The sequence below is a fragment of the Peptacetobacter sp. AB800 genome (assembly GCF_047807365.1).
Taxonomy (GTDB): Bacteria; Bacillota; Clostridia; order Peptostreptococcales; family Peptostreptococcaceae; genus Peptacetobacter.
Map to the genome: position 1 here is coordinate 1 of NZ_JBLOUI010000038.1, position 24233 is coordinate 24233.

Annotated in this window: 23 protein-coding genes; 20 read left to right on the forward strand and 3 right to left on the reverse strand. The window is 31.5% G+C overall.

The annotated features are described in order from the left end of the window. Positions 1–107 precede the first annotated feature (107 nt). Positions 108–1295, reverse strand: coding sequence for a DUF4125 family protein (locus tag ACK2WN_RS09790; RefSeq protein ID WP_329998913.1), 1188 nt, complete (start codon positions 1293–1295; stop codon positions 108–110). 277 nt (positions 1296–1572) lie between these two features. Here ACK2WN_RS09790 and ACK2WN_RS09795 point away from each other — a divergent pair, with 277 nt between their 5' ends. After that, a complete protein-coding gene (locus ACK2WN_RS09795; RefSeq protein WP_416155461.1) occupies positions 1573–2751 on the forward strand; it encodes an IS110 family transposase in 1179 nt (392 codons plus the stop codon). A gap of 125 nt (positions 2752–2876) precedes the next feature. Here ACK2WN_RS09795 and ACK2WN_RS09800 read toward each other — a convergent pair whose 3' ends face one another. Both ACK2WN_RS09800 and ACK2WN_RS09805 read right to left on the reverse strand, forming a co-directional pair. Continuing rightward, positions 2877–4673 (reverse strand): DUF4037 domain-containing protein, encoded by a 1797-nt coding sequence (locus ACK2WN_RS09800; protein ID WP_416155462.1) that lies wholly within the window; start codon positions 4671–4673, stop codon positions 2877–2879. A gap of 19 nt (positions 4674–4692) precedes the next feature. Continuing rightward, positions 4693–5235: a BMC domain-containing protein gene (locus ACK2WN_RS09805; RefSeq protein WP_329999559.1), complete on the reverse strand. Its 543-nt coding sequence runs from the start codon at positions 5233–5235 to the stop codon at positions 4693–4695. Positions 5236–5707: 472 nt separating this feature from the next. Here ACK2WN_RS09805 and ACK2WN_RS09810 point away from each other — a divergent pair, with 472 nt between their 5' ends. The 19 genes from ACK2WN_RS09810 (at position 5708) to ACK2WN_RS09900 (ending at position 24135) form a co-directional block, all read left to right on the forward strand. After that, positions 5708–8269 carry a glycyl radical protein gene (locus tag ACK2WN_RS09810; protein ID WP_300528368.1) on the forward strand — a complete coding sequence of 854 codons (2562 nt, stop codon included), beginning with the start codon at positions 5708–5710 and terminating at the stop codon, positions 8267–8269. Positions 8270–8339: 70 nt separating this feature from the next. Beyond that, the gene (locus ACK2WN_RS09815) at positions 8340–9257 is read left to right on the forward strand and encodes a glycyl-radical enzyme activating protein (RefSeq protein WP_300528365.1); all 918 of its coding nucleotides are present in this window, start codon (positions 8340–8342) and stop codon (positions 9255–9257) included. 12 nt (positions 9258–9269) lie between these two features. Further along, complete coding sequence (pduB, locus tag ACK2WN_RS09820) at positions 9270–10061, forward strand: propanediol utilization microcompartment protein PduB (RefSeq protein ID WP_300528363.1); 792 nt, start codon at positions 9270–9272, stop codon at positions 10059–10061. A 62-nt stretch (positions 10062–10123) separates the two neighbouring features. Beyond that, positions 10124–10402, forward strand: a complete 279-nt coding sequence (locus ACK2WN_RS09825; RefSeq protein WP_006439325.1) for a BMC domain-containing protein — start codon at positions 10124–10126, stop codon at positions 10400–10402. Positions 10403–10493: 91 nt separating this feature from the next. Next, entirely contained in the window at positions 10494–11057 is a 564-nt protein-coding gene (locus ACK2WN_RS09830; RefSeq protein WP_300528360.1) for a hypothetical protein, read from the forward strand. Then, entirely contained in the window at positions 11058–11615 is a 558-nt protein-coding gene (locus ACK2WN_RS09835; protein WP_329999557.1) for a BMC domain-containing protein, read from the forward strand. 22 nt (positions 11616–11637) lie between these two features. Further along, complete coding sequence (locus tag ACK2WN_RS09840) at positions 11638–11901, forward strand: EutN/CcmL family microcompartment protein (protein WP_006439328.1); 264 nt, start codon at positions 11638–11640, stop codon at positions 11899–11901. 10 nt (positions 11902–11911) lie between these two features. Next, positions 11912–13231 carry an aldehyde dehydrogenase gene (locus tag ACK2WN_RS09845; protein WP_300528354.1) on the forward strand — a complete coding sequence of 440 codons (1320 nt, stop codon included), beginning with the start codon at positions 11912–11914 and terminating at the stop codon, positions 13229–13231. A 31-nt stretch (positions 13232–13262) separates the two neighbouring features. Further along, on the forward strand, positions 13263–14384 hold the full coding sequence (locus ACK2WN_RS09850) for a 1-propanol dehydrogenase PduQ (protein ID WP_006439330.1): 1122 nt from the start codon (positions 13263–13265) through the stop codon (positions 14382–14384). A gap of 88 nt (positions 14385–14472) precedes the next feature. Beyond that, positions 14473–15798, forward strand: coding sequence for a PocR ligand-binding domain-containing protein (locus tag ACK2WN_RS09855; protein WP_416155463.1), 1326 nt, complete (start codon positions 14473–14475; stop codon positions 15796–15798). Continuing rightward, the gene (locus tag ACK2WN_RS09860) at positions 15791–16783 is read left to right on the forward strand and encodes a response regulator (protein ID WP_416155464.1); all 993 of its coding nucleotides are present in this window, start codon (positions 15791–15793) and stop codon (positions 16781–16783) included. The genes ACK2WN_RS09855 and ACK2WN_RS09860 overlap by 8 nt, the downstream gene beginning before the upstream one ends. A gap of 30 nt (positions 16784–16813) precedes the next feature. Further along, the gene (locus ACK2WN_RS09865) at positions 16814–17680 is read left to right on the forward strand and encodes a hypothetical protein (RefSeq protein WP_416155465.1); all 867 of its coding nucleotides are present in this window, start codon (positions 16814–16816) and stop codon (positions 17678–17680) included. Between the two features lie 117 nt (positions 17681–17797). Further along, positions 17798–18433, forward strand: coding sequence for a phosphate propanoyltransferase (locus ACK2WN_RS09870; protein ID WP_300528340.1), 636 nt, complete (start codon positions 17798–17800; stop codon positions 18431–18433). 16 nt (positions 18434–18449) lie between these two features. Then, positions 18450–19259 carry an ethanolamine utilization protein EutJ gene (gene eutJ, locus ACK2WN_RS09875; protein ID WP_416155466.1) on the forward strand — a complete coding sequence of 270 codons (810 nt, stop codon included), beginning with the start codon at positions 18450–18452 and terminating at the stop codon, positions 19257–19259. Between the two features lie 7 nt (positions 19260–19266). Next, complete coding sequence (locus ACK2WN_RS09880; protein ID WP_300528335.1) at positions 19267–20679, forward strand: aldehyde dehydrogenase family protein; 1413 nt, start codon at positions 19267–19269, stop codon at positions 20677–20679. A gap of 244 nt (positions 20680–20923) precedes the next feature. Beyond that, a complete protein-coding gene (locus ACK2WN_RS09885) occupies positions 20924–21658 on the forward strand; it encodes a DNA alkylation repair protein (RefSeq protein WP_300528332.1) in 735 nt (244 codons plus the stop codon). A 70-nt stretch (positions 21659–21728) separates the two neighbouring features. Continuing rightward, positions 21729–22175, forward strand: coding sequence for a DNA-binding protein (locus tag ACK2WN_RS09890; protein WP_300528330.1), 447 nt, complete (start codon positions 21729–21731; stop codon positions 22173–22175). Positions 22176–22256: 81 nt separating this feature from the next. Next, positions 22257–22931, forward strand: coding sequence for a response regulator transcription factor (locus tag ACK2WN_RS09895; protein ID WP_300528327.1), 675 nt, complete (start codon positions 22257–22259; stop codon positions 22929–22931). Then, a complete protein-coding gene (locus ACK2WN_RS09900; RefSeq protein ID WP_416155467.1) occupies positions 22918–24135 on the forward strand; it encodes a sensor histidine kinase in 1218 nt (405 codons plus the stop codon). Before ACK2WN_RS09895 ends, ACK2WN_RS09900 begins: the two co-directional genes overlap by 14 nt. The last annotated feature ends 98 nt before the right edge of the window (positions 24136–24233 follow it).

A 24233-nucleotide genomic window follows, 5' to 3' on the forward strand; every position in this document is an offset into this window, starting at 1 on the left:
AAGAGGATTAATAAGTTGCTTAGATTATTATATGAAATTGAACCGCGGAGTGCCGAACGGCACGCTCCGTGGTGTGAGAGGGGCTACAAGTTAGCCCCTACTTAATTTTATTTTAAGCTATTTTCAAATATTTTTAATGTTTTTTCAGCTACAAGACAGTCCTGTTCAACAGAGCCACCGCTTATTCCTAAGCCACCTATAATTTTTCCGCATAATGATTTTACAGGAACACCACCACCTAAAAAGCAGTAATTTGTAGAACCATTTGAGAAGTTATTAAGTGTCTTAAGAGATTCGTTGTTAGATAAATACAACGTATCTGCCTTAAACTCAACAGCAGTTTTTGCCTTAGCCCGAGAAATCTCTATACTGCAAAGAAGAGAATTATCCATTCTTTTAAAAAGTATAGGGTTTGAAGATGCATCGACAACTGTAATTACAACATCTAAGTCAATACTCTTAGCAACTCCGACGGCAATATCAGCTAATCTTTCAGCTAAATTTAAGTTTAAAGAGAAAATTCTCTTTAAAGAAACAGATTTTGAAGATTCAACATTGCAAGTAGAAGTATTTTTACGATTACAATCTCCAGCAGAGTAATGCGCTGCTAGATTAGAATTAAATCCATTGCTTGTATTTTTACAAGTATCATTGTATGATTTATCAGGAGAATTTGAGCTTTCTACGGTGCAAGGAGAATTTTTACTACAACTTTCACCTTTGTTACCTTCCTCATAATCTTTTAATGTAAGAAGATAATTTTTAACAGGATTTTCTCCATTAGAAACATTTTTTAAGAACTGAGCCAATATAAGAGAAAGTGTTTCCTCAGAATATGAAGTAAGTTCACCTCTCATATATGTTTCTACTGATGTGTTGTATTTTGAATCGTACTGTTTATAAAGGACTCTATTTTTGTTATCTAAAGAGCTAGAAATTAAAGATTCTTCCCATTTCATATATATAAGCATTATAGAATCCACAAGTTTAAGTTTTTTATCATTAACTGGAACAAGTAGGTGTTTTATAGTTTTAAAATAATCTGTATCAGTACTTTCCATCATGTAGCCGTATTTTTGAGCAGCTAGATTTATTTTATTGGATTTAGCATTTGATAAATCATTTAAATAAGATGAAAGAACTTGTTCATCAAACATATTCCAATATGCAGCTCTAGAGGCGATGAAGTTTCCTTTTTGGTCTTGGCAACTAGATCTCCGTCCAATATTATTTGTATTTGTAAACATCTCCCATTCATTTGATACAACATTGGTTATTAATATTTCTTTATCCAAAATTATCAACTCCTCGTATAATGTATTTAAATTAATTCTATTAATTTTCATTTCTATCTCATTTTCTATATGAGATAATATTTCTAAAGATAGAGGTCGCAGATCAACTCCTTGAAACAATGTTTTCGTCAAAAAGGCTTACGCCTCTACTTTATGTCTTTATATGTATGAGCTGGATAGCATACATAATTGCTGTATATCTAACGAGGTTATATCGGCATAAAGTTAAAGAGGTTCTTTTCTCTATCTTTAAACTATTAGGAAAGTAGGTGTTATTATGTATTATATTGGTATTGATATTGCTAAAAATAAACACGAAGTGTCTATAATTGATTCTTCTGGAAAATTATTAAGTGAAAGTATTTCTTTCTCAAATACTATCAAAGGTTTTGAAAAACTTATAAAATATCTCTCTTCTTATAATGTTTATTCATACAACTGTATAGTTGGTATGGAAGCTACTGGTCACTATTGGCTTTCTATTTACTCATATCTCGTAGAGTATGAGTTTAATACTTTTGTTATAAACCCTATACAATCAGAAGCTTTTAGAAAAATGTATATAAGAAAAACTAAAACTGATTCAAAAGATTCATTCGTAATAGCTCAGGTTATGAGATTTGGAGAGTTTTCATCATCTCCACTTTTAGACGAAAGAATGTTTGAACTTAAAAATCTTACTAGATATAGATTTAGTCTTGTTGATGAAAGCTCTGATTGGAAAAGAAAGCTAATAACTCTTCTTGACCAAGTATTCCCAGAATATGATAAACTTTTTTCTGATATTTTTGGTGTAACATCTAAAAATTTATTATCAAAATATCCACTTCCTGAAGATATATTAAGTATAAGTACAGAAACACTAGCAGAGTTATTAGCTAAATGTAGCAATGGTAGATTTGGCTTCGCCAAAGCTGAAGAAATTCAAAATTTAGCACTAAATACATTTGGTGTTAAATTTGCCAAACGCTCATTTTCATTCCAAATAAAGCAAATAATAGATCAAATTTCATTTTTAGAAGAACAATTAAAGTTTCTTGAAAAAGAAATAAAATATCTTCTTAATGATATAAACCCTATTATTACAACTATTACAGGTATTGGTTCTGTTTTAGGTGCTTCTATTATTGCTGAAATAGGAGATATTTCTCGATTTGAAAAAGCTAGTCAATTAGTTGCTTACGCAGGTCTTGATGTTTCAGTTAAACAATCTGGAGAATTTAATGCAATCAATTCTGCTAAATTGTCCAAGAGAGGTTCTCCTTATTTAAGACGAGCAATTTGGTTAGCTTCAACTGTTGCTGCATTTAAAGACCCTGCTTTATCTGTATATTATACAAATCTTCGTAATCGAGGGAAAGCTCATGGTACTGCAATGAGAGCTGTCGCTCGTAAATTAACCAATATAATATTTGCTGTTTTAAGAGATAATAAACCTTATATTCCTAATATTTAGTTTTAAATTTTAACTAGCCGTTAGGCTTTTTTGTGATGCAAATTTTTATTTTTAATTTAAAATATTATTATTTTTTTATTACAGCTATTGACTTTTAATAGCTGGTCTTTCTTTATAAAATATATTTATTCAATCCAACTATCTTCATTTCGAAGTGATGGATTTAAAATATTCTTTCTTACTTCCTCAGCTTGGTATGTTAAAAAGTCTATCGTTGAATGGCTAAGACCTAATTCGTTAAGAGTATTTACAACAGTTGAGCAAATTTCTTCTATTATAGACTCTTTTTCGTATATAGATGCCTCAGAAAGTTTTTTTAAGTTCTCCTTAGTAAAGTTTCCTAAAATTTCAAGAGAACAAGCGCTTCTATAAGACCACTTATAAAATGACATATATTTTTTATTTAATAAATGAACAAACTCTAAATAGTGTTTAACAAACTCACCTTGAGCAATATTAGCGGCTACAGTATCTCCTCTTTTAATCATTCGGCTGTAGTTGTATTGCCCTGATTGAGCCATTTTATTCAACTGAAATGCTATTTTCTTTAGTCTAATATCTTCTGGATAGAAGTTTAATAATCTATTTCTTATCTCAGAAAATTTCCCTAAATTATCTAAAAATACTTTTCCATTTGTAGCTACACAAAGTAAATCCATAGGAACTTTTCTGTATTCGGATTCTGTTTTAGGTCCGTTTTCAAAAAGAGTATAGTATTTATAGAAGTTAGATATTGGCATTATTTCAACGTTTATATCTTTTAAATTAGATACTATAGATTCTAAATCTTTGCAGAATATTTTTAATGATGATTCAAGGTCTGATTTATAAGTTTTGTAATCAGGGTCATCTAAAAATAGCTGACATCGAGATGAAAAGTCGTGATCTTCTGATATTTCATCGTCAAATCCTAAACATTCAGAACCTACCCCAACCAATGCAAGGCATATTCTAGAGTATAAGTCTGGATATTTGTCTTTTATAAATTCAGATGTATATTTTGCAACTGTTTCAGCTCTTTCAAGTCCAGTCAATCTTTTAGAGTTAGAATTTGTACAATTAATTTCATTTATTTTGAGGTTATTCTTAAAATCAGAACTGCTAGATTCTTTTATAGATAGTGTTTTTATAAAGTCTTCTACAAATTCTATATTTTTAGATACGGATAAGAAAGCCTCACTTTTTTCACCGTAACAAGTTCTAACAATCTCAAGAGCCTTTTTATAAAGTGAAAGAGCTTCATTATAATTTTTATTAGAAAATTCATAATCAGCCATATTGTTTAGCACAGATGCGTAAAGAGGATGATTTGTACCAGTTTCCTTAAGTAAAATCTGTTCCGATTTTCTCAAGTTTTCTATGCTAGAGCTATTAGATTTTGCTAATTTTTGAATTTCGTAAAGATTATTGTAGCTTATAGCAAGAGGAACATTCATTTTTGAATCCTTTTCCAAAATTCTTATCGACTCAAGTTGCATTTTTTCTGCAGCAGAGTAATTTCCAATCTCTTTATAAAGAAGAGAAAAATTATTTAAAAGTCCGACATACGAATAAGATTTATCTCCCAATTTATCAAATATAGCTTTTGAAATATTGAAATATTTTTCAGCGTTAAAGTAATCTTTTTTCTCTCTATATATATTGGCTAGATTCATAATAGAAGTAGCATAGGCTATTTCATTGGAAAGATTTGATTTTTCATATACATCTATAGATTCTTTTATAGCCGATATAGCTTTATCAAATTCTCCAAGATTTCTCAAACAACCACCGTATTCGTTTAGTAACTCAATTAGTTTAAGATTATTGTTTTGAAGCTTGCAAAGATTTATAGCTTCTTCTAATAGAGGAGCCATTTCTTTTTCTCGTCCCTGTCTCCAAAGAGAGTGAACTTCTTTCATTATTTCATCAATAGTTTTCATGGAATCTCCTTTCTATATATTAGTAGCAAAATAATTTCTTAAAATCATCTACTGGATTTGAGATTATTTCAGTAGAAACTATTTCTTCTTTTGAAAAATTATCATTAATAGTATCTATAGCTACTCTTATATTTGATATAGAGCCTACGAAGAATACAAGCCCTTTTCCAAATAATCCAAGTCCCATGTCTATTTTTAATATCTCTGAAGATGAGGTCTTTAAAATCACATCCGCTACTTTTATTGTATTTACACAGTTTTTTACCTCTACAATTCCCAAATCAGAAAAATTATCCACCTTATTTCTTGAAGATAGAGCTTCTATACATTTTTCGCTAATTCCTGTTACCGAGCTATATAGAATTTTTCTTTTATTATCTTTATATTCTTTCATTATATTTACTACATCCGATGTATCTGCTGAAAAAATAAAAAGTAATCTTCCGGGACAAATTCTCTGAAGCTTTAGGGTTGATATAGAAAAATGCTTCATTATATAGTCTATATTTTTATATCCTTCAGCTATGTGTGGGAACTCTAGTATTCCTACAGAAAAATCCACTAAAAATCCCTCCTTTTAAGTAAGTATAAATATACAAGATAATTATATTTTAAATGTAAAATTCAAATCAATTAAAAGGTGGATAAAGTTTGACTATTACATATAATAGGGTAAAATTTTACAAATTGGTAAAATTGAAAAATTCAAACCTATAAAACAAAAAAGAAAAAATATTAAAAAAAGAAAGAATATAAGGATAAAAAATATAAATAATAAACAAAACTTATATATAAATTTAAAATATACATCATTTAATTAGGAAAACGATTATCTATATGTTAAAAATTTGTTTTGATTTTAATATTACAATAACGGAGATTGTATTGTATTAACTAAACCTGCCCAAAAATTGATAAAGTATATGTTGAAAGATATGTTTAGAAATAACGACAAATTAAGAATCCTTTTTATATTTGTCTGTTAATATAAATTATTCTTTAATAAATTTATTTAATTTTTAGGAGGTTCACTTATGTTAGAAAAAGGTTTTAGCAAACCAACTGAGAGAATTGAAAAATTAAGACAGGTTATAATTGATGCGGTTCCTCAGGTTGAATCAGAAAGAGCTTGTTTAGTAACAGAATCTTACAAAGAAACTGAAGGTCTTCCAACAGTTATAAGAAGAGCAAAAGCAGTTGAAAAAATATTCAACGAATTACCAGTAACAATAAGAGATAACGAATTAATAGTTGGGTCAATAACAATAAACCCAAGATCTACTGAAATATGTCCAGAATTCTCTTATGACTGGGTTGAAAAAGAATTCAAAACAATGCACAGCAGAATGGCTGATCCATTTGAAATATCTGAAAAAGTTCAGGGTGAATTACACGAAGCATTCAAATATTGGGATGGAAAAACTACTAGTTCATTAGCAGATTCTTACATGTCTCCTGAAACAAAAGATTGTATAGCAAATGGAGTATTCACAGTAGGAAACTACTTCTACGGTGGTGTTGGTCACGTTAATGTTGACTACGGTAAAATACTTAAAAAAGGATTCAGAGGAGTATTAGAAGAAACTATAGCTGCTATGAACCAGTTAGATCCAGACGATCCAGAAACAATCAAAAAACGTCAGTTCTACAATGCAGTTATAATATCTTACAATGCAGCAATAAAATTTGCTCATAGATATGCTGATAAAGCAAGAGAATTAGCAGCAGTAGAATCTAACCCAGTTAGAAAAGCTGAATTAGTTCAGATAGCTGCAAACTGTGATAGAGTTCCAGAATACGGTGCAAGAAACTTCTATGAAGCTTGTCAGTCATTCTGGTTCATACAGATAATGGTACAGATAGAATCAAATGGTCACTCAATATCTCCAGGTAGATTTGACCAGTATATGTACCCATACTTAAAAAATGACAACATAAGCAGAGAATTCGCTCAGGAATTAATAGACTGTATATGGGTTAAATTAAATGACGTAAACAAAACTAGAGATGAAGTTTCAGCACAGGCGTTTGCAGGATACGCAGTATTCCAGAACCTTTGTGTTGGTGGACAGGACGAAGAAGGAAAAGATGCAACAAATGAAGTTTCTTATATGTGTATGGAAGCAGTTGCACATGTTAAATTGCCAGCTCCTTCATTCTCAGTTCGTGTACATCAGAACTCTCCACTAGAATTCTTATACAGAGCTTGTGAAGTTTCAAGATTAGGATATGGTGTTCCAGCATTCTACAACGATGAAGTTATAATACTTGCATTAGTTGCTAGAGGAGTAGCTTTAAAAGATGCTAGAGATTACTGCATAATAGGTTGTGTTGAACCACAGGCTGGACATAGAACAGAAGGATGGCATGATGCTGCATTCTTCAACATAGCAAAAGTTCTTGAAATAACTTTAAATAATGGTAGATGCAATGGAAAACAGCTTGGACCAGTAACTGGTGAGTTAGAAGAATTAGATAGTATAGAAAAAATATTCGCTGCATATCAGAAACAGATGGAATACTTTGTAAGACGTCTAGCTGAAGCAGACAATGCTGTTGACTATGCTCATATGGAAAGAGCACCACTACCATTCATGTCAGCAATGGTTGATGATTGTATAAAAGTTGGTAAAACTGCTCAGGAAGGTGGAGCTATATACAACTTCACAGGACCTCAGGCATTCGGTGTAGCTGACTCAGGTGACTCTTTATACGCTATACAGAAACATGTATTTGAAGATAAGAAAATAACATTAAAAGAATTAAAAGAAGCTTTAGAAGCTAACTTCGGTGCATCTGATTGTGTAACTCCAGGATGCAAAGAACCTTCAATAGAAGGCGCTAGTTTATCAGAAGCTGAAATATACGAAGCAGTTAAGAAAATATTATCTAGCACAGGTTCAATAGATATGGCTACTTTAGAAAATAAATTAACTGAAAAAATATCTACTTCAGCTTGCAAAACTGGAACTTGCTGTGGAGAATCAACAGGAAAATTCACTACAATAAGAAAAATACTTCAGAATACAGACAGCTTCGGTAACGATATAGAAGAAGTTGATGAATTTGCAAGAAGATGTGGAAAAATCTACTGCAACGAAGTAGATAAATACACTAACCCAAGAGGTGGACAGTTCCAGGCTGGTATATACCCAGTTTCAGCAAACGTATTATTTGGTAAAGATGTTCTTGCGTTACCAGATGGTAGATTAGCTCATGAACCTCTAGCAGATGGCGTTTCTCCAAGACAGGGTGTTGATACTCATGGACCAACTGCTGCTTCAAACTCAGTTGCTAAACTTGACCATGCTCAGGCATCAAATGGTACACTTTACAACCAGAAATTCACTCCAGCAGCTGTTGCAGGTGAACAGGGACTTAAAAACTTCGTATCAATAGTTAAGAGTTTCTTTGACCATAAAGGAAGTCATGTTCAGTTTAACGTTGTAGATAAAGAAACATTAATAGAAGCTCAGGAACATCCTGAAGAACATCAGGACTTAATAGTTAGGGTTGCAGGATATAGTGCTCATTTCGTTACTCTAGCTAAAGAAGTTCAGGACGATATAATAAACAGAACAGAACATAATATGTAATAAAAGTTTATTAGATAGAAATATATTTTAGAAAATATAAATTGAAAATAAGTAAAGGGAGTTAGATTATATGGAATCTGTTAATTACAGTGCCAAAGGTGTGGTATTCGATATACAGAGATACTCAATTCACGATGGACCTGGTATCAGAACAATCGTCTTCCTAAAAGGTTGTCCGCTGAGATGCAAGTGGTGCTCAAACCCTGAATCTCAGTCGTACAAACCGGATCTATTATATAGAAATGGTCTTTGTATTGAATGTGGACGGTGTATATCAACATGCAAGGCAAAGGCTATAGATCCTAAAAATAAATATTGGGTAGATAGAACAAAATGTACACTATGTGGTGAATGTGCTCTTGTTTGTCCTTCTGGAGCATTATCTATGAAGGGCAAAGAGATGACAGTAGAGGAAGTAATTAAAGAAGTTAAAAAAGATGACATCCAATACTACAGATCTAATGGAGGTGTTACATTATCAGGTGGTGAAGCACTTACTCAACCTGCATTTGCAAAAGAAATCTTCAAAGCTTGTAAAGCAAAAGGATGGCATACAGCCATAGAAACGGAAGGATTTGTAAATGAGGATGTGATAAGAGATGTGGTTCCATATATAGACTTAGTTCTACTTGATATAAAAAGTATAAGCTCAGAGCCTCATAAAAAGTTTACTGGTGTAGACAACGAAAGAATTATGAAAGCAGCTAAGCTTATACAGGAAATTACCCATACGATTATAAGAGTACCAGTTATACCTGGGTTCAATGCAAATGAGGAAGAAATCACAAAGATTGCCCAATTTGCAGAATCACTTCCAAATGTAAGAGAGTTGCATCTTCTAGGATATCATAACTATGGAGAAGGTAAGTACGAATTATTGGGAAGAGAATACGAACTTAAAGGTGTTCCAAAATTAAAAGACGAAGAACTTGAAAAATATAAAAAAATTGTAGAAAGCTACGGTTTAGAATGTAAAATCGGTGGATAACGGGAGGCAAACATGGATAAAGAATTATTAGAAAAAGTAATGGGCCAAGTTTCTGAAGAATTAGGATTAAACGCTAATGCTTGCGAAGAAAAATGTGAACCTAAAAAACATTGTTGCGCAGAAAGCGTTACTGAATTCGTAGGAGTATCTGAAGGAGATACAATAGGTCTTGTTATAGCAAGTGTTGACCCACTTCTTACAGAAGCTATGGGACTTGGAAAATTTAGATCAATAGGTATAATAGGCGGAAGAACTGGCGCTGGACCACAGATAATGGCAGTTGATGATGCTGTTAAGGCAACAAATACTGAAGTAATATCTGTTGAATTACCTAGAGATACAAAAGGTGGAGCAGGACATGGTTCACTTATATACATAGGAGCTGAAGATGTTTCTGATGCTAGAAGAGCAGTAGAAATAGCTTTAGAATCTCTTCCAAAATACTTTGGAGATGTTTACGGAAATGAAGCTGGACACCTAGAATTCCAGTATACAGCAAGAGCAAGCTACTGTTTAGAAAAAGCTTTTGGAACTCCTCTTGGAAAATCATTCGGTATGGTTTGTGCAGGACCCGCAGCTATAGGAACAGTACTTGCAGATACAGCAGTTAAAGCAGCTAACGTAGATGTTGTTGCATATAGCTCTCCAGCAAAAGGAACAAGCTTCTCAAACGAAGTTATATTAACATTCACAGGAGATTCTGGAGCAGTTAGACAGGCAGTTCAGGCTGCAAGAGAAGTTGGTATAAAATTATTAGGTGCGTTAGGAGCACATCCTGAATCAAGCACAGTACCATACATATAAGAATCAAGAGAAAAGAGAATAAGATTTAAATATAAAAAAAGATAAATTTATGGAGGTAAATTATGAACTCAGATGCATTAGGAATGGTTGAAACTAAAGGACTAGTAGGAGCAATAGAAGCAGCAGATGCTATGGTAAAAGCTGCTAACGTTAACCTAGTAGGATACGAAAAAATAGGATCAGGATTAGTAACAGTAATGGTAAGAGGAGATGTTGGAGCAGTTAAAGCAGCAGTAGACGCTGGAGCAGCTTCTGCAAGAGCTATAGGTGAAGTAGTATCTACTCACGTAATACCAAGACCTCACACTGATACAGAAAGAATAATACCACACTTCGAATAATAAAAAATTTGAAGAAAAAGAAATAATCTAAAAGTAAGAAGAACATCTCCGCCTTTTGCGGAGATGGATTTTCTTATAATTGGAGGATAAAATGTCAGTGAGTGAAAAAGATTTTAATGCGATATTAAGAAAGATAATCAGACAAGTACTTATCGAACAGGAAAAGATATCTTCAGAACAACAGCTTTTATCACTAAAAGAAGAGAAAAAAGTTTACATAGCAGTAAATGAAGAATGGGATAATAGATATTATCTTTTTTTTGAAGAATTAAAAAAACTTAATAAAAATGTGAAAATACTTATCCTTGGAGATAAAGTTGATGAATTTAGAACGAAAGCTCAAGAATTAAAATTAGGCTATGATATTTTAACAGTTAAAGATTTTAAAGTAGAGTCGGATAATGAAATGGTAGTATTTCCAGTAATTTCTAGAAATGACATAATAGATATAGCATCTTGTACTGATAAAACAGCGACAACAAAGGTTGTAAGACGTTGTTTTGAAGAAGGTGCTAAAATTTATTTTATGAAGTTTGGAATAGAAAAGTTAACAGGGAAAGAGCCTGAAAAATATAAACAGAGAATACTAGCATATTATAGAGAAATTCTTGAATTTAATATAGAAATGATAGACGACATAAGGGCGGTGATGTAATTGGGTAAATCTCTAGGAACTATTGAAGTTGTAGGATTATCATCAGCTATTGTTGTCGCTGATGCTATGGCAAAAACAGCTAATATAGAAATAAATGATCTTGAAATAACAAAAGGATTTGGATTTGTTACTGTAAAAATATTTGGAGATGTTGGAGCAGTAAAGGCAGCCATATCAGCAGGAAAAAGCTTAGCATTACAGTCAGGTGCTTATGTTGCATCTAATGTAATAGCTAGACCTAATATGGATTTAGAAAAAAGAATTCTTTCTTTTAAAGAAAAAAAGGAAGAACCTAAAAAAGAAGAAGTAAAAGAAGAGCCTAAGGTTGAAGAAAAAGTAGAAAACACTTCTGAAAATACAGAAAAACCTATAGAAAAAAAAGAAGAGGTTAAAGATACTAAAGAAGAAGTTAAACCTGAAGCTAAAGAAGATAAAAAAGTAGAAAATGAACAAATAAAAGAAGAAATAAAAGAAACAAAGTCTCAATCAAGTTCAAGTAGAAGAAGAAAAACAACAACAAACAAAGTGACAAATGAAAACAACAATAGTAATAAATAAGTAATAAAACAGGAGGTTTCTGATGTATATAGCAAAGGTAGTAGGAAATGTAGTTGCAACTAAAAAAAATGATACTCTAATGGGCTCAAAGCTTATGATAGTCCAGCCTGTAAATTCAGCGCTAAAAAAGGAGGGACCTGAAGAGGTTGCTGCAGATTTTGTTGGAGCTGGTATAGGAGAGTATGTATTAGTAGGGTCAGGATCTTCTGTCAGAGTAGAAGAAGAAAGAAGAAGAGCGACTATAGACTTAGCTATTATAGGAATAATAGATGATGTAGTCGTATAAAGGAGATATTATGAATAGTCAAAAAGGCGTATTTTCCGATGTAAATGATGCGATATATGCTGCAACGAGCTCCTTTAAATTATACTCTAAACTGAGTCTAAGAGATAAAGAGGAAGTAATAAGAGAAATCAGAAGAAAACTCGTAGATTATATTGATCTATTAGCAGAAATGTCACTAAAAGAAACTTGCATGGGAAACTTAGAAGACAAGAAATTAAAGATAAAATTAGCTATAGAGGAAACTCCAGGTACAGAAATTCTAATGAGTGAAATAAGACATGGGGATGGAGGGTTTACATTATTTGAATACACTCCATACGGAATAGCTTGTGCAATACAGCCTAGTACAAACCCATGTGAAACTATGATAAATAACACAATAGCTCTTTTAGCAGCAGGAAATACAGTTATAAACTGCCCTCATCCTAGAGCTATGAATGTATCAAAATTCCTAACAAATATAATAAACACTATAATTTCTGATCTTACAGGTATAGAAAATGTAGTAGTTACGCTAGATGAATGTAAACTTGCATATATAAAAGAAATAATGAATCATCCGGATGTAGACCTAGTAGTATCTACTGGTGGTTCAGATAATGCAAGAAGTGCAGTATCTTGTGGCAAAAAAGTTATAGCAGCAGGTCCTGCAAATCCTACATTTATAGTAGATGAAACTGCTGATATAAAAAGAGCTGCTGACTGTATAACTAGAGGGGCTTCATTTGATAACAATATAATGTGTATAACAGAAAAAAACATAATAGTAGTGGATGAAGTTGCTCATAAGTTAGAAGAAGAATTAAAGAAAAACGGTGTATTCTATGTAAAAGATATAGCTACAATGTTAAAACTTTCAAAGCTTTTACTAACAGAAGATATGAAACCTAACAAGTTATATGGTGGAAAAGATGCAGATGTTATTTTAAAAGATGCGGGAATAAAAACAGACAGAAGCTATAAATTAATAGCTGTTGAAACTGTTAAAATTCATCCTTTTGTAACTGAAGAATTATTAATGCCATTAGTAAGTATAGTAAGAGCAAAGGATTTTGATGAAGCATTAGAAATAGCATCTGATGTCGAGCAGGGATGTAGACATACATCAGGAATTCATTCAAATAGAATGGATAGACTAAGACTTGCAGAAAGAGTGATGAAAACTAGTATATTTATAAAAAATGGTTGCTCACTTGATGGAATAGGAATATGTGGAGTAGGTGGAACAAGCTTCACTATAGCAAATATAACAGGAGAAGGAGCTGTTACAGCTAGAGATTTTTCTAGAAAAAGAAGATGTGTAACAGTTGATACTTTGACAATATTATAGAAATAGATAGCGTAAATCGAGGAAGATAATTATGAATATAATAAGTCAGACTACAAAAATTTATTCTGGCGAAGGAGCTATGGAATCTTTGAGAGATATAAAAAATTCAAAGGTATTAGTTATGTCAGATGGATTTTTAGTAAAAAATAAAATGATAAATATGGTTCTAGATAATCTAGACAAAACAAATACAGTAGAAATATTTGACGATATAAAACCAGATCCTCCTCTAAGTGTTGTATCAAAAGCTATGGCAAAAATGATACAGATAGACGCTGAATATTTAATTGGATTTGGTGGAGGATCAGCTATAGACACTGCAAAAGGAACAATTTATTTCTTAAAACAGGCAGGCAAGCTAAAAAAAGATTTAGAATTTATAGCAATCCCTACAACAAGTGGAACAGGATCAGAAGTTACAAATGTTGCAGTTGTAACAGATGAGCAGAGCAGCGTAAAACACGCACTTGTATCAGATGAGATTCTTCCAACTGTAGCAATACTTGATCCAAAGACTACAGAATCTCTTCCTCCAGCAATCGTTGCAAATACAGGAATGGATGTACTTACACATTCATTAGAAGCATATGTTGCAAAAGGAGCTAATGATTTTTCAGACGCACTTGCAGAAAAATCAGGAGAATTAGTCGTTAAATATTTACTTTCAGCATATAAAAATGCTGACGATAAAGTGGCAAAAGAAAAAATGCATATGGCATCAAATTTAGCTGGAAATGCATTTAATATTGCTGGATTAGGTGTTAATCATTCAATAGCACATCAGCTTGGAGGTGTATACCACATAGCTCATGGTCTAGCAAATGCCATATTACTTTGTGAGGTAATAGATTTTAACTCGGAAGATAGTAAAACAAAAGAAAAATATGCTGAGTACTCTAGAAAAATTGGACTTGCAGAAAAAAATGATTGTGACTGTGATGCAATCTATAAACTAAAGTTATTTATAAGAAATATCATGGAAGAAATGAACCTTCCTAAGAATATTTCTCAATGTGGAAATGTAGATTTAAGCAAATGGAAACTTGAAAAGTTTATAATGACAGCAAATACAATGAAAGACAGATGTCTTCCAGGAAATCCAAGAGATATCAAAGATAAAGATATACTTGAAATACTAGAGAAAATCTATTAAGTTATAATTAGATAATAAATATTACCAATAGTAAATAGTTATTATTTTTATAAACTTTTTCAACATTGGTACTAAAAAGGAGACCGTTATGACTACTAATAGTAAATCTGTAAATATTTCAATAAATGAAAAATATCTAGAAGGAAAAGAAGACAATTTTGATATTATATCTATATTTGGAAGAAAGAACTTAGACGAAATACAGAAGATAATTTCTGATGTTACAGGACTTGCCTTTGTAACTGTTGACTATAGAGGAGAGCCAGTATCAGAGCCAACTAAGTTCTCAAACTTCTGCAGAAAGATGAGAACAGATAAAAATAAGCGGACTTTATGCAAGCTATCAGATGCATCTGGTTCAATAATAGCAGCTACAACAAAACAGACTAGCATATACTTTTGTCCATGTGGTCTTTTAGAAGTTGCTATACCTATAATAATTAATGATAAGTACTTAGGTGGATTTATCGGTGGGCAGGTAAGATGCCTTGATGCTCCAGATTCAGTTATGAGACTTAGTAAGAATATGATTCCTGGTGGTGCAAATATACCAGATACAGAAATAAGAGCTGAAAAGACAAAAGATGTCGATATTAGCGATTTAAAAATATATTCATATAAAGAGATCGTTTCAATAGCGAAACTTGTAGAGCTTATAATAAACCAATTAACAAAACAAGAACTTATTTCTGGTCATAATCAAAAGAAGAACTTAACTAGAATTAGCGAGCTTGAAGATAAGATAAAAAGACTAGAGTATCAAAATAATTCATTAAAAGAAAAGGTAGATACTTTAAAAAGAGATAACAATCTGTTTTTCATGAGAAATACTTTTAATATGATATCAAATCTTGCAGTTATAGAAGATGCTTCAAAAACTAATGGAGCAGTTCTAAGATATTTAGATTTTATAGAGAGTGGATTAGATATTGACGGGAATAAGACTATTAGAGATGAAATAAGAAAGGTCGAAAAATTTATACAGCTTAATAAGATTAGATATTCAGATAGACTTGATTATAATATAAAATTTGAAAAAGATGTATTGGATATAAATATACCGTATTCTTTGATACTGCCATTTGTATATGCAGGAATCTATTATACTTTAAACACTGAAGATATAGATCTTATGATAAATATAAGTATATCAAAAGTAGGTAAGGATATAGAAATACTAATAGAAGATAATGGAACTGGGCAGGCTATAACAGAACTAGAAAATGTTTACAAAATTTACGGTGGAAATCATGAAGGAAATGAAATCGTAAAATCTATTGTAGACGTTCAAAAGTTTATGACTGATACATTTGGAACAGAGTATAGAATAAACACTGAAAGGATCAAAGGAGAGGGAACAAAGGTATACATTAAATACCCTATAAACTTTGATGAAGGTTTTGATTATGTATAAAATACTTGTAGTAGATGATGATGAATTAATGAGAATATCTATGACGAAAATCATTTCATCAGTAGATGGTTTTCAAGTAGATTATATTGCTAAAAATGGAAGAGAAGCAGTTGAAATCTGTAAAAACAAGCAGGTTGATATAATTTTTATGGATATAATGATGCCTGTAATGAATGGTATAGACGCAACAAGAGAAATACTTTCAATAAATCCAAAAGCAAACATATACATTGTCAGCAGCTACCAAAGTTTTGAAATGGCGAAATCAGCTATTAATAGCAAAATTAAACGGTATTTTGTTAAGCCAGTTAATCCAGAGATAATAGTAGAGATTTTAAATAATCATAGAGAAGATAATGACAATAAAGAAAATATTATAGCCAAAAGAATTTTTGATACTATAAGTGAAAAAGATTTTATGAAGGGATATGAAATGATAGATGAACTAGTTGATGAGATATATGAAATAAGTAAGGATAGTGATTTGAGAACAGTTGTTAAAGAAATATCTGATAAAGTCTTTATTTCAATCTTTCATGAAAGAGATTATAACTTTGAAGAAATTAAGAACAAGTTTAGTATATCTGACAAGGCTGTACTCGATAAAAGAATGCTTTCAATATGGATATTTAAGATAATGGACTACATTTTTGCTGAGATTAGCTCATCTAAATATGCTATTTTAAAGAATGTATTTAAATATATCGATAATAAAATCGGAGAAGATATTTCTTTAAAAGATATAGTAAGAGACTGTAATATAAGCCAGGGTTATTTAAGTAGAATTTTCAAAAAAGAATTAAACATGACGATAATGAATTATATACATTTAAAGAAAATAAATCTTGCGAAAGAATACTTATGTATGACCGAAAAAAGTGGTGCAGAAATATCTTTTGAAGTTGGATACAATGAATTTAGTTATTTCTGCAAAGTTTTTAAAAAGTACGAAGGTATGACGATTTCTGAATATAGAAATGTGTAGGGTTCATAGTCGCTAAATAAGGAGATCAATATGGACTTAAATTTATTAATTGCAGCCTTTGGTGGTGGAGTGATTGGAGCAGCTTTTGGAGCAATTCCAGCATTTATAATAACTGGGATACTTGCTATAGCAGGTGGTCTTATAGCAATGGCAGGTATTCCAGAGTTATCAGTAGGTAGTATAACATTTGGTGTATTCTGGGGACCACATATAGCATTTACAGGTGCTGCTGCAGCAACAGCAGTAGCAGCATTAAAAAGACATAAAGTTGAATCATCAGGTGATGTATTAACACCACTTTATTCAACGAAAGATATACCAACACTTTTATCTGGGGGAGCTTTTGCGGTAGTAGGATTTTTATTCTACACATTATTTACAACAAAATTATCTTTCCTTCAAACTGACGCCCCAGGAGCTTCAGTATTCTGCACATTAATGTTATGTAGATTAATAATAGGAAAAACAGGACCTATAGGTTCATTAAAAGAAAAAAGAGACTGGATACCTAAAGCTGAATCAGGAGTATTTGTTGATTTAATACTTGGAGCTGCATTTGGTTTAGTAATAGGTGCAGTTGGATATGTAATGAATAGCTTAGGAATATCAACTGAAGCAATGGCATCTTATCCAGTAGTATGTTTCGGAATAAGTGCAGCATCACTTATATTCTTACAGGCTGGATTTGGAACACCAATAACACATCACATATCTTTCCCAGCAGCGCTTGCTTATGTATTATCAGGTAATATACTTGTAGCAGCTCTAGTTGGTGCTATAAATGCTGTTGCTTGGCATTTTGCAGGAAACATAATAAACACAAATGGGGATACTTACATAGACCCACCTGCTACAGTAATAATGATATCAGTAGCGCTTATAAACCTAATATTCTAATAAAAAGGGATACTGTATTAGAATATAGACGCTTTTAGAATGATAAATAGAATGAAAATTCTGAATGAAAGACAGTATGAGAACTGTTAAAAAAATACGATGAAAACGAGGGATACCATGAAACAGGAAGAATTAATAAACTTAATATGCAAAAGAGTAGTGGAAAAATTAAATGATTTAGAAGCATATAAGATCCCAATCGGTGTTTCAAATAGACATGTCCATCTGTCAAGAGAGCACTATGAAATTCTTTTCGGGAAAAATACTGTGCTTACTAAAAAAGTAGATCTTAAACAGCCAGGACAATTTGCGGCTAATGAAGTAGTTACAATAAAAGGATCAAAAGGAGAATTTAAAAAGGTTAGAATTTTGGGTCCATTTAGAGATAAATCACAGGTAGAAATATCTGTAACAGATTCATTTAGATTAGGAGTAAAACCTATGATAAAAGAGTCTGGACAATTAGAAGGAACTCCAGGCATAGAAATAATAGGGCCAGAAGGGTCAGTAACACTAGAATGTGGAACAATAGTTGCATTAAGACATATACATATGACTCCAGAAGATGCAAGAAGAATGGATGTAAAAGACGGAGATTTAGTAGATGTGCAGCTTATGGGACCTAGAAAGGCACTTCTTTCTAATGTACTAGTTAGAGTTTCTGATAAATATAAATTAGAAATGCACTTAGATATGGACGAAGCTAACTCAGCGTTCATAAAAAATAATGATATAGCAATACTTAAAAAGTAGGTTACTGGAGGTAGTTATGTATAAAAACAGTATTCTTGATGAATTAGACGAATTGATAAAATCAGAAAAAACAGCTGAATATAAATTACCACTTAGATGTGGTGTGGATTTAGGGACTGCAAATATAGTTATAGCGGTTGTAGATGCAGATGGCAAACCTGTAGCTGGGATAGTTAATGAATCTAAAGTTGTAAAAGACGGAATCGTTGTTGACTATGTTGGAGCAATACAGAACTTAAAGAAAATGAAGGCCGAATTAGAAGAAAGACTTGGTACTGAGCTTATCAATGCAGCTACTGCAATACCACCAGGAATACTTGTAAAAAATGCTAAAGGTTTCGTGAGTGTAGTTGAAGGAGCAGGATTCGAGGTAACTAACATAGTTGACGAACCTACAGCAGCAGCCACAGTAATCGGAATAAAAGATGGAGCAGTAGTTGATATAGGTGGTGGTACAACTGGTATAAGTGTATTAGAAAATGGTGAGGTAATATTTACTGCAGATGAGCCTACTGGAGGAACACACATGACACTTGCTGTTGCAGGTTATTATGGTGTAGATAAAGCAGAGGCTGAAAAAATGAAAAAAGATAGATCTCATCAATCTGATATATATTCAATAGTAGTGCCAGTAGTGGAAAAAATGTCTACAATAGTAAAAGGCTTTTTAAAAGATTATCCAACAGATACTGTTTATGTAGTTGGAGGAGCAAGTCTATTTGATGATTTTGAAGAAACTTTCAATAAAGTAACAGGTGTAGAATGTATCAAAGCAGAAAAAGCACTTTTAGTAACACCATATGGGATAGCGCTTAACTGTAAGTAATGGAGGAATGAAAATGGAATTAGATTTAATACAGGAAATGATAAAACAGGTACTAGAAGAAATAAAAGAAGAAGGTGTAGAAGTTTCTTCTAAGGAAGAATACGGATACGGTGTATTTGATAGCATGGTAGAAGCAATAGATGCAAGTGAAAAAGCTCAGAAAGAACTTTTTGAATGCTCTGTTCAGCAGAGAGATAAATTTGTAGATGCTATAAGAGCTGAAATTCTAAAAAAAGAAAACTTAGAAATGATATCTTATGATGCTGTTGAAGAAACAAAAATAGGTAGAGTAGAAGATAAAATAATCAAAAATAGAGTAGCTGCTGAAAATACTCCAGGTACAGAAGACTTAAAAACAAGAGCTATAACAGGAGAAGATGGACTTACTATAGAAGAATATTGTCCATTTGGAGTAATAGGATCTATAACACCAACTACTAACCCTACAGAAACATTAATAAACAACTCAATATCTATGATAGCTGGAGGAAATACAGTAGTATTCAGTCCTCATCCAAGAGCTAAAAAAGTATCTATAAAACTTGTAAAAATGATGAATAAAGCTTTAGAAGAAGCTGGAGCACCAAGAAATTTAATAACAATGGTAAAAGAACCATCAATAGAAAACAGTAAAATAATGATGGAAAGCCCAAAAGTTAGATTATTAGTTGCGACTGGAGGACCAGCAATAGTAAAACAGGTACTTTCTGCAGGTAAAAAAGCTATAGGAGCAGGGGCAGGAAACCCACCAGTAGTTGTAGATGAAACAGCTGATATAGAAAAAGCAGCAAAAGATATAGTATCAGGAGCAAGCTTTGACAATAATGTTCCATGTATAGCTGAAAAAGAAGTATTCGCAGTTGAATCAGTAGTGGATCAGTTAATATACTACATGAAGAAAAATGGAGCATACGAAATAACTTCTCCAGAAGTTTTAGAACAGTTAGACAAAGCTGTATCTAAAGAAAATGGAAAACCAAACCCAAGCCTAGTAGGTAAATCAGCAAAAGAATTACTTGCATTAGTAGGAATAAATGTAGATGATGATATAAAACTTGTAATAGCAAGAACAAATAAAAACCATCACCTAGTTACAGAAGAAATGTTAATGCCAATACTTCCAATAGTAAGTGTACCTGATGTAGACACAGCAATAGATTGGGCGTACGAAGCAGAAGCAGGAAACAGACACACTGCTATAATGCATTCTAAAAATGTTGATAAACTTACAAAAATGGCTAAAAAATTAGAAGCAACAATATTTGTAAAAAATGCACCTTCATACGCAGGAATAGGTGTAGGCGGAGAAGGACACACTACATTTACAATAGCTGGACCAACAGGAGAAGGTATAACTTCAGCTAAATCTTTCTGTAGAATAAGAAGATGTGTAATGAGTGAAGCATTAAGTATAAGATAGTTAGCTTTTACCTCATAAATTAATTTAATAGATAAAAAAATGCGTATTCTTTTTAGGGTACGTATTTTTTTATGTTTTAATATTAACAAATTACATTGTAGCTATAATTTTAGAATGTTATAATGATGTATATACTAAAATACATAGTAAATACACATAGATAATTTATAATGATTATATAATAAAAATATTGGTATTTTATAAAATACTCTAAACTATAGCAAATATCCAAAGGAGAAAAATAATGGGAGAAGTAATTTGGGATAAAGAAACTTATAACGGACTTATTACAGATTTGAAAAATAACGCAGACGAAAAATACAGAGATTTTACTTTAAATCTAAACCCAGGCAAAGAAAAAATTATTGGAATAAGAATTCCAGAACTTAGAAAAAAAGCAGCTGAAATTTCAAAAGGAGATTGGCGAAAATTCTTAGAAGTATCATACAAAAATAATAATGGATATATAGAAGAAGAATTTATAAGAGGTCTTGTGATTGGAAATGTAAAAAATTGTGATATAGAGGAACTTATCGACTATGTAGATGATTTTATAGGAAGAATTGATTCTTGGTCTGTAAATGATACATTCTGCTCATCTCTTAAAATAACTAAGAAAAATATGGATAGAATGCACACTTTTATACTAGATAATTTAAAATCTAAAAATCCATGGAGAAAAAGATTCTCTATCGTTATGCTTATGGACTATTATCTATCTGAGGCGTATTTAGACGAAATTTTTAATATTTGTGATACTGTAAAGGACGATGAGTACTACTACAAAATGGCGGTCGCATGGTTGTTATCAATGTGTTTTGTAAAATTTAGAGATAAAACAATGGAGTATTTTAATAATTGTAATTTAGATGACTTTACATATAATAAAGCTTTACAGAAAACAAGGGAATCTCTCAGAGTTAGTAAAGAGGACAAGGAAACTTTAAAAGAGATGAAAAGAAAAACTGTAAAGATGTAAAATAAAAATAGTAAAGTTATAATAAAGAATTGGAAATTATAATATAAAAGAATTTGAAAGAGGGAGAAAAATGGCAAGAAAGAAAAAAATAGATGAAAAAGAGCAGCAGGTTTCATTTGCATCTTTAGCTGAAATAGAAGAAACTGCTCCTAAAGAAGAGAAAAAAACTACAAGAAAAAAATCAACTACAACTACAAAGAAAAAGACTGTTCCTAAAAAAGATAGAAAGATAAATATCACACAGGAAGATATGGATAAGCTTTGTGAGGTATATGACTGGTATTTAAGTGTTAAAGATACTATAAGCTACAATGCAGCTACAGAAGAGGATACAAAAAACAAAGATGTTGTAATTGAAGAAACAGATCTTAAAGACACTAAAAAAGCGTATTTAAACATAGATAGACAAACTTGGGAAGATTTTGATGTACTTTGTAGCAACTGTGGATTTAAGAAAAATGAAGTACTTACACAGATAATAAAAGATTTCTTGAGAGAACATAGAAACCTATTCTAAATATAAAATAAAAAGATTAACATAATAAAATTATGTCAATTAAAAGATGATAAATATAAAATAACTAAAGGAGGGTACAAAATGAAAATTCTTGCAGTAGAGGACAATAAAACTCTTTTAGATAGCATAGTGGAAGAATTATCAAAGCATTTTGATGTTGAAGGGTGCGAGGATGGAGAAGAAGCTCTATATATGATAGAGCAAGATATATATGATTTAGTTGTTCTAGATCTTATGTTACCTGGTATGAATGGAATGGAAATACTAAAAAATGCTAGGAACAAGGGAATAGACACACCAGTGCTAATACTCACAGCAAAAGAGGCTCTAGATGACAAGGTAGAGGCATTCCAGACAGGAGCCAATGACTATCTAACAAAACCTTTCTATATGGAGGAGCTTGTAGCTAGAGTATATGCAATACTTAGGACAAATGGAAAATTAACTGAAAAAACAGGACTTCAGTTTAAAGACATGTACATAGATACTTCTGAAAAGAGAGTATTTATAGGTGATGAGGAAATAACTCTACAGAATAAACAGTACAATCTTTTAGAGTACTTTGTAATGAATAGGGGCGCAATATTACTTAAAGAGCAGATTTATGACAGAATATGGGGAATAGACTCAGATGCTACAATAGAAATAGTTGAAGTATATGTCAGCAATCTTAGAAAAAAGCTTAGCAAATTTGGATACGATAAATATATAAAAACTAAAAGAAAAGTGGGTTATATATTAGATGAAGATAAATAAGGACGTATTTGCAAAGACAAAAAATAAGCTTTTAAGAATAAATATGATTGTTGTTATGTGCTTTTTAGGGATGCTATTAGCATTTACGATGATTTATTTTAGATACATTACATATACAAATATAGATAAAGAAATTGGACAGGAGTTTAAACATATTATAACGCAGCTAGACAATAGCAAATATGAGCCAATAAAACTGCTTGATCCCAAAGATATGGTTTATATTTATGAAAATGGAAGGATAAAATACTACACAGAAAATGATTACTTTGATAAAATTCTTCCAGAAAAGAAAAGTGATACAAATCAAGTATTCACTAAATATAGAGAAAATGGACATTATTTTAAGGAATTAAATGTAAATATAGGAGATTACCATATACAAATTATTAGAAATATAGACTCAGAGATGTTTTCCATTTCTAAATTAATATCTATTATACTGTTTTTAGGTATAATTTCTCTGATATTTATATATATGATATCTCTTTATCTTACAAAAAAGGCTCTAGTACCAATAGAAACGGCTTGGAAAAATCAGGCGAAGTTTATTCAGGATGCATCTCATGAACTAAGAACACCGATAACAATAGTTTCTTCAAAGCTCGAATCACTTCTTAAAAAGCCAGATAGTACTATTGGTGATGAAGCAGAAACTGTTGCAATAGCTATGAAAGAAACGAGAAGGCTTAAAAAGATGGTCAATGATTTACTTTCTCTTACAAAAGAGGATGGAATTGTGCAACTTAATAAAGAAGTTTTTGATTTGAAATCTCTTATTGATGAGATAACAGAGGACTACTTTGATATAGCTGAGTATCAAGAGAAAGAATTCTCTTGTGATATTTTCGCCGATAAAACTGATGTATATACAGATAAGAATAAGTTTAAACAGATTTTAAGAATATTTATCGACAATGCATTTAAGTATACTAAAGCAGGGGATTCAATCAATATAGTTGTAAAAGAAGATGAGGAAGATGATGATAATTTAATTGTATCTGTAAATGACACAGGAATAGGAATATCAAAAGAAGACATACCAAATCTTTTTGATAGGTTCTTTAGAAGTGATAATGTCAGAAATAAGGATATCGATGGCTCTGGGATAGGGCTTTCAATAGCAGATGTTACAGCTAAGAATATAGGTGTGGAGATAGGTGTTACATCTGAGTACGGAGAAGGAAGTAGCCAATGTCATTAAGTTAGTAGAAAAACATAAAGACCTCAATATTAGAAATAATATGGGGTCTTTTTATTTTATAAAAATGTTGACAAGAATTAAAAAATGTGTGGTCGCTT

Excerpts from the sequence above, each read along its gene's own strand:
- ACK2WN_RS09795 (WP_416155461.1), top strand. The coding sequence starts at position 1,573 with ATGTATTATATTGGTATTGATATTGCTAAAAATAAACACGAAGTGTCT.
- ACK2WN_RS09800 (WP_416155462.1), bottom strand. The coding sequence starts at position 4,673 with ATGAAAACTATTGATGAAATAATGAAAGAAGTTCACTCTCTTTGGAGA.
- ACK2WN_RS09810 (WP_300528368.1), top strand. The coding sequence starts at position 5,708 with ATGTTAGAAAAAGGTTTTAGCAAACCAACTGAGAGAATTGAAAAATTA.
- ACK2WN_RS09815 (WP_300528365.1), top strand. The coding sequence starts at position 8,340 with ATGGAATCTGTTAATTACAGTGCCAAAGGTGTGGTATTCGATATACAG.
- pduB (WP_300528363.1), top strand. The coding sequence starts at position 9,270 with ATGGATAAAGAATTATTAGAAAAAGTAATGGGCCAAGTTTCTGAAGAA.
- ACK2WN_RS09825 (WP_006439325.1), top strand. The coding sequence starts at position 10,124 with ATGAACTCAGATGCATTAGGAATGGTTGAAACTAAAGGACTAGTAGGA.
- ACK2WN_RS09830 (WP_300528360.1), top strand. The coding sequence starts at position 10,494 with ATGTCAGTGAGTGAAAAAGATTTTAATGCGATATTAAGAAAGATAATC.
- ACK2WN_RS09840 (WP_006439328.1), top strand. The coding sequence starts at position 11,638 with ATGTATATAGCAAAGGTAGTAGGAAATGTAGTTGCAACTAAAAAAAAT.
- ACK2WN_RS09845 (WP_300528354.1), top strand. The coding sequence starts at position 11,912 with ATGAATAGTCAAAAAGGCGTATTTTCCGATGTAAATGATGCGATATAT.
- ACK2WN_RS09850 (WP_006439330.1), top strand. The coding sequence starts at position 13,263 with ATGAATATAATAAGTCAGACTACAAAAATTTATTCTGGCGAAGGAGCT.
- ACK2WN_RS09855 (WP_416155463.1), top strand. The coding sequence starts at position 14,473 with ATGACTACTAATAGTAAATCTGTAAATATTTCAATAAATGAAAAATAT.
- ACK2WN_RS09860 (WP_416155464.1), top strand. The coding sequence starts at position 15,791 with ATGTATAAAATACTTGTAGTAGATGATGATGAATTAATGAGAATATCT.
- ACK2WN_RS09865 (WP_416155465.1), top strand. The coding sequence starts at position 16,814 with ATGGACTTAAATTTATTAATTGCAGCCTTTGGTGGTGGAGTGATTGGA.
- ACK2WN_RS09870 (WP_300528340.1), top strand. The coding sequence starts at position 17,798 with ATGAAACAGGAAGAATTAATAAACTTAATATGCAAAAGAGTAGTGGAA.
- eutJ (WP_416155466.1), top strand. The coding sequence starts at position 18,450 with ATGTATAAAAACAGTATTCTTGATGAATTAGACGAATTGATAAAATCA.
- ACK2WN_RS09880 (WP_300528335.1), top strand. The coding sequence starts at position 19,267 with ATGAAAATGGAATTAGATTTAATACAGGAAATGATAAAACAGGTACTA.
- ACK2WN_RS09885 (WP_300528332.1), top strand. The coding sequence starts at position 20,924 with ATGGGAGAAGTAATTTGGGATAAAGAAACTTATAACGGACTTATTACA.
- ACK2WN_RS09890 (WP_300528330.1), top strand. The coding sequence starts at position 21,729 with ATGGCAAGAAAGAAAAAAATAGATGAAAAAGAGCAGCAGGTTTCATTT.
- ACK2WN_RS09895 (WP_300528327.1), top strand. The coding sequence starts at position 22,257 with ATGAAAATTCTTGCAGTAGAGGACAATAAAACTCTTTTAGATAGCATA.
- ACK2WN_RS09900 (WP_416155467.1), top strand. The coding sequence starts at position 22,918 with ATGAAGATAAATAAGGACGTATTTGCAAAGACAAAAAATAAGCTTTTA.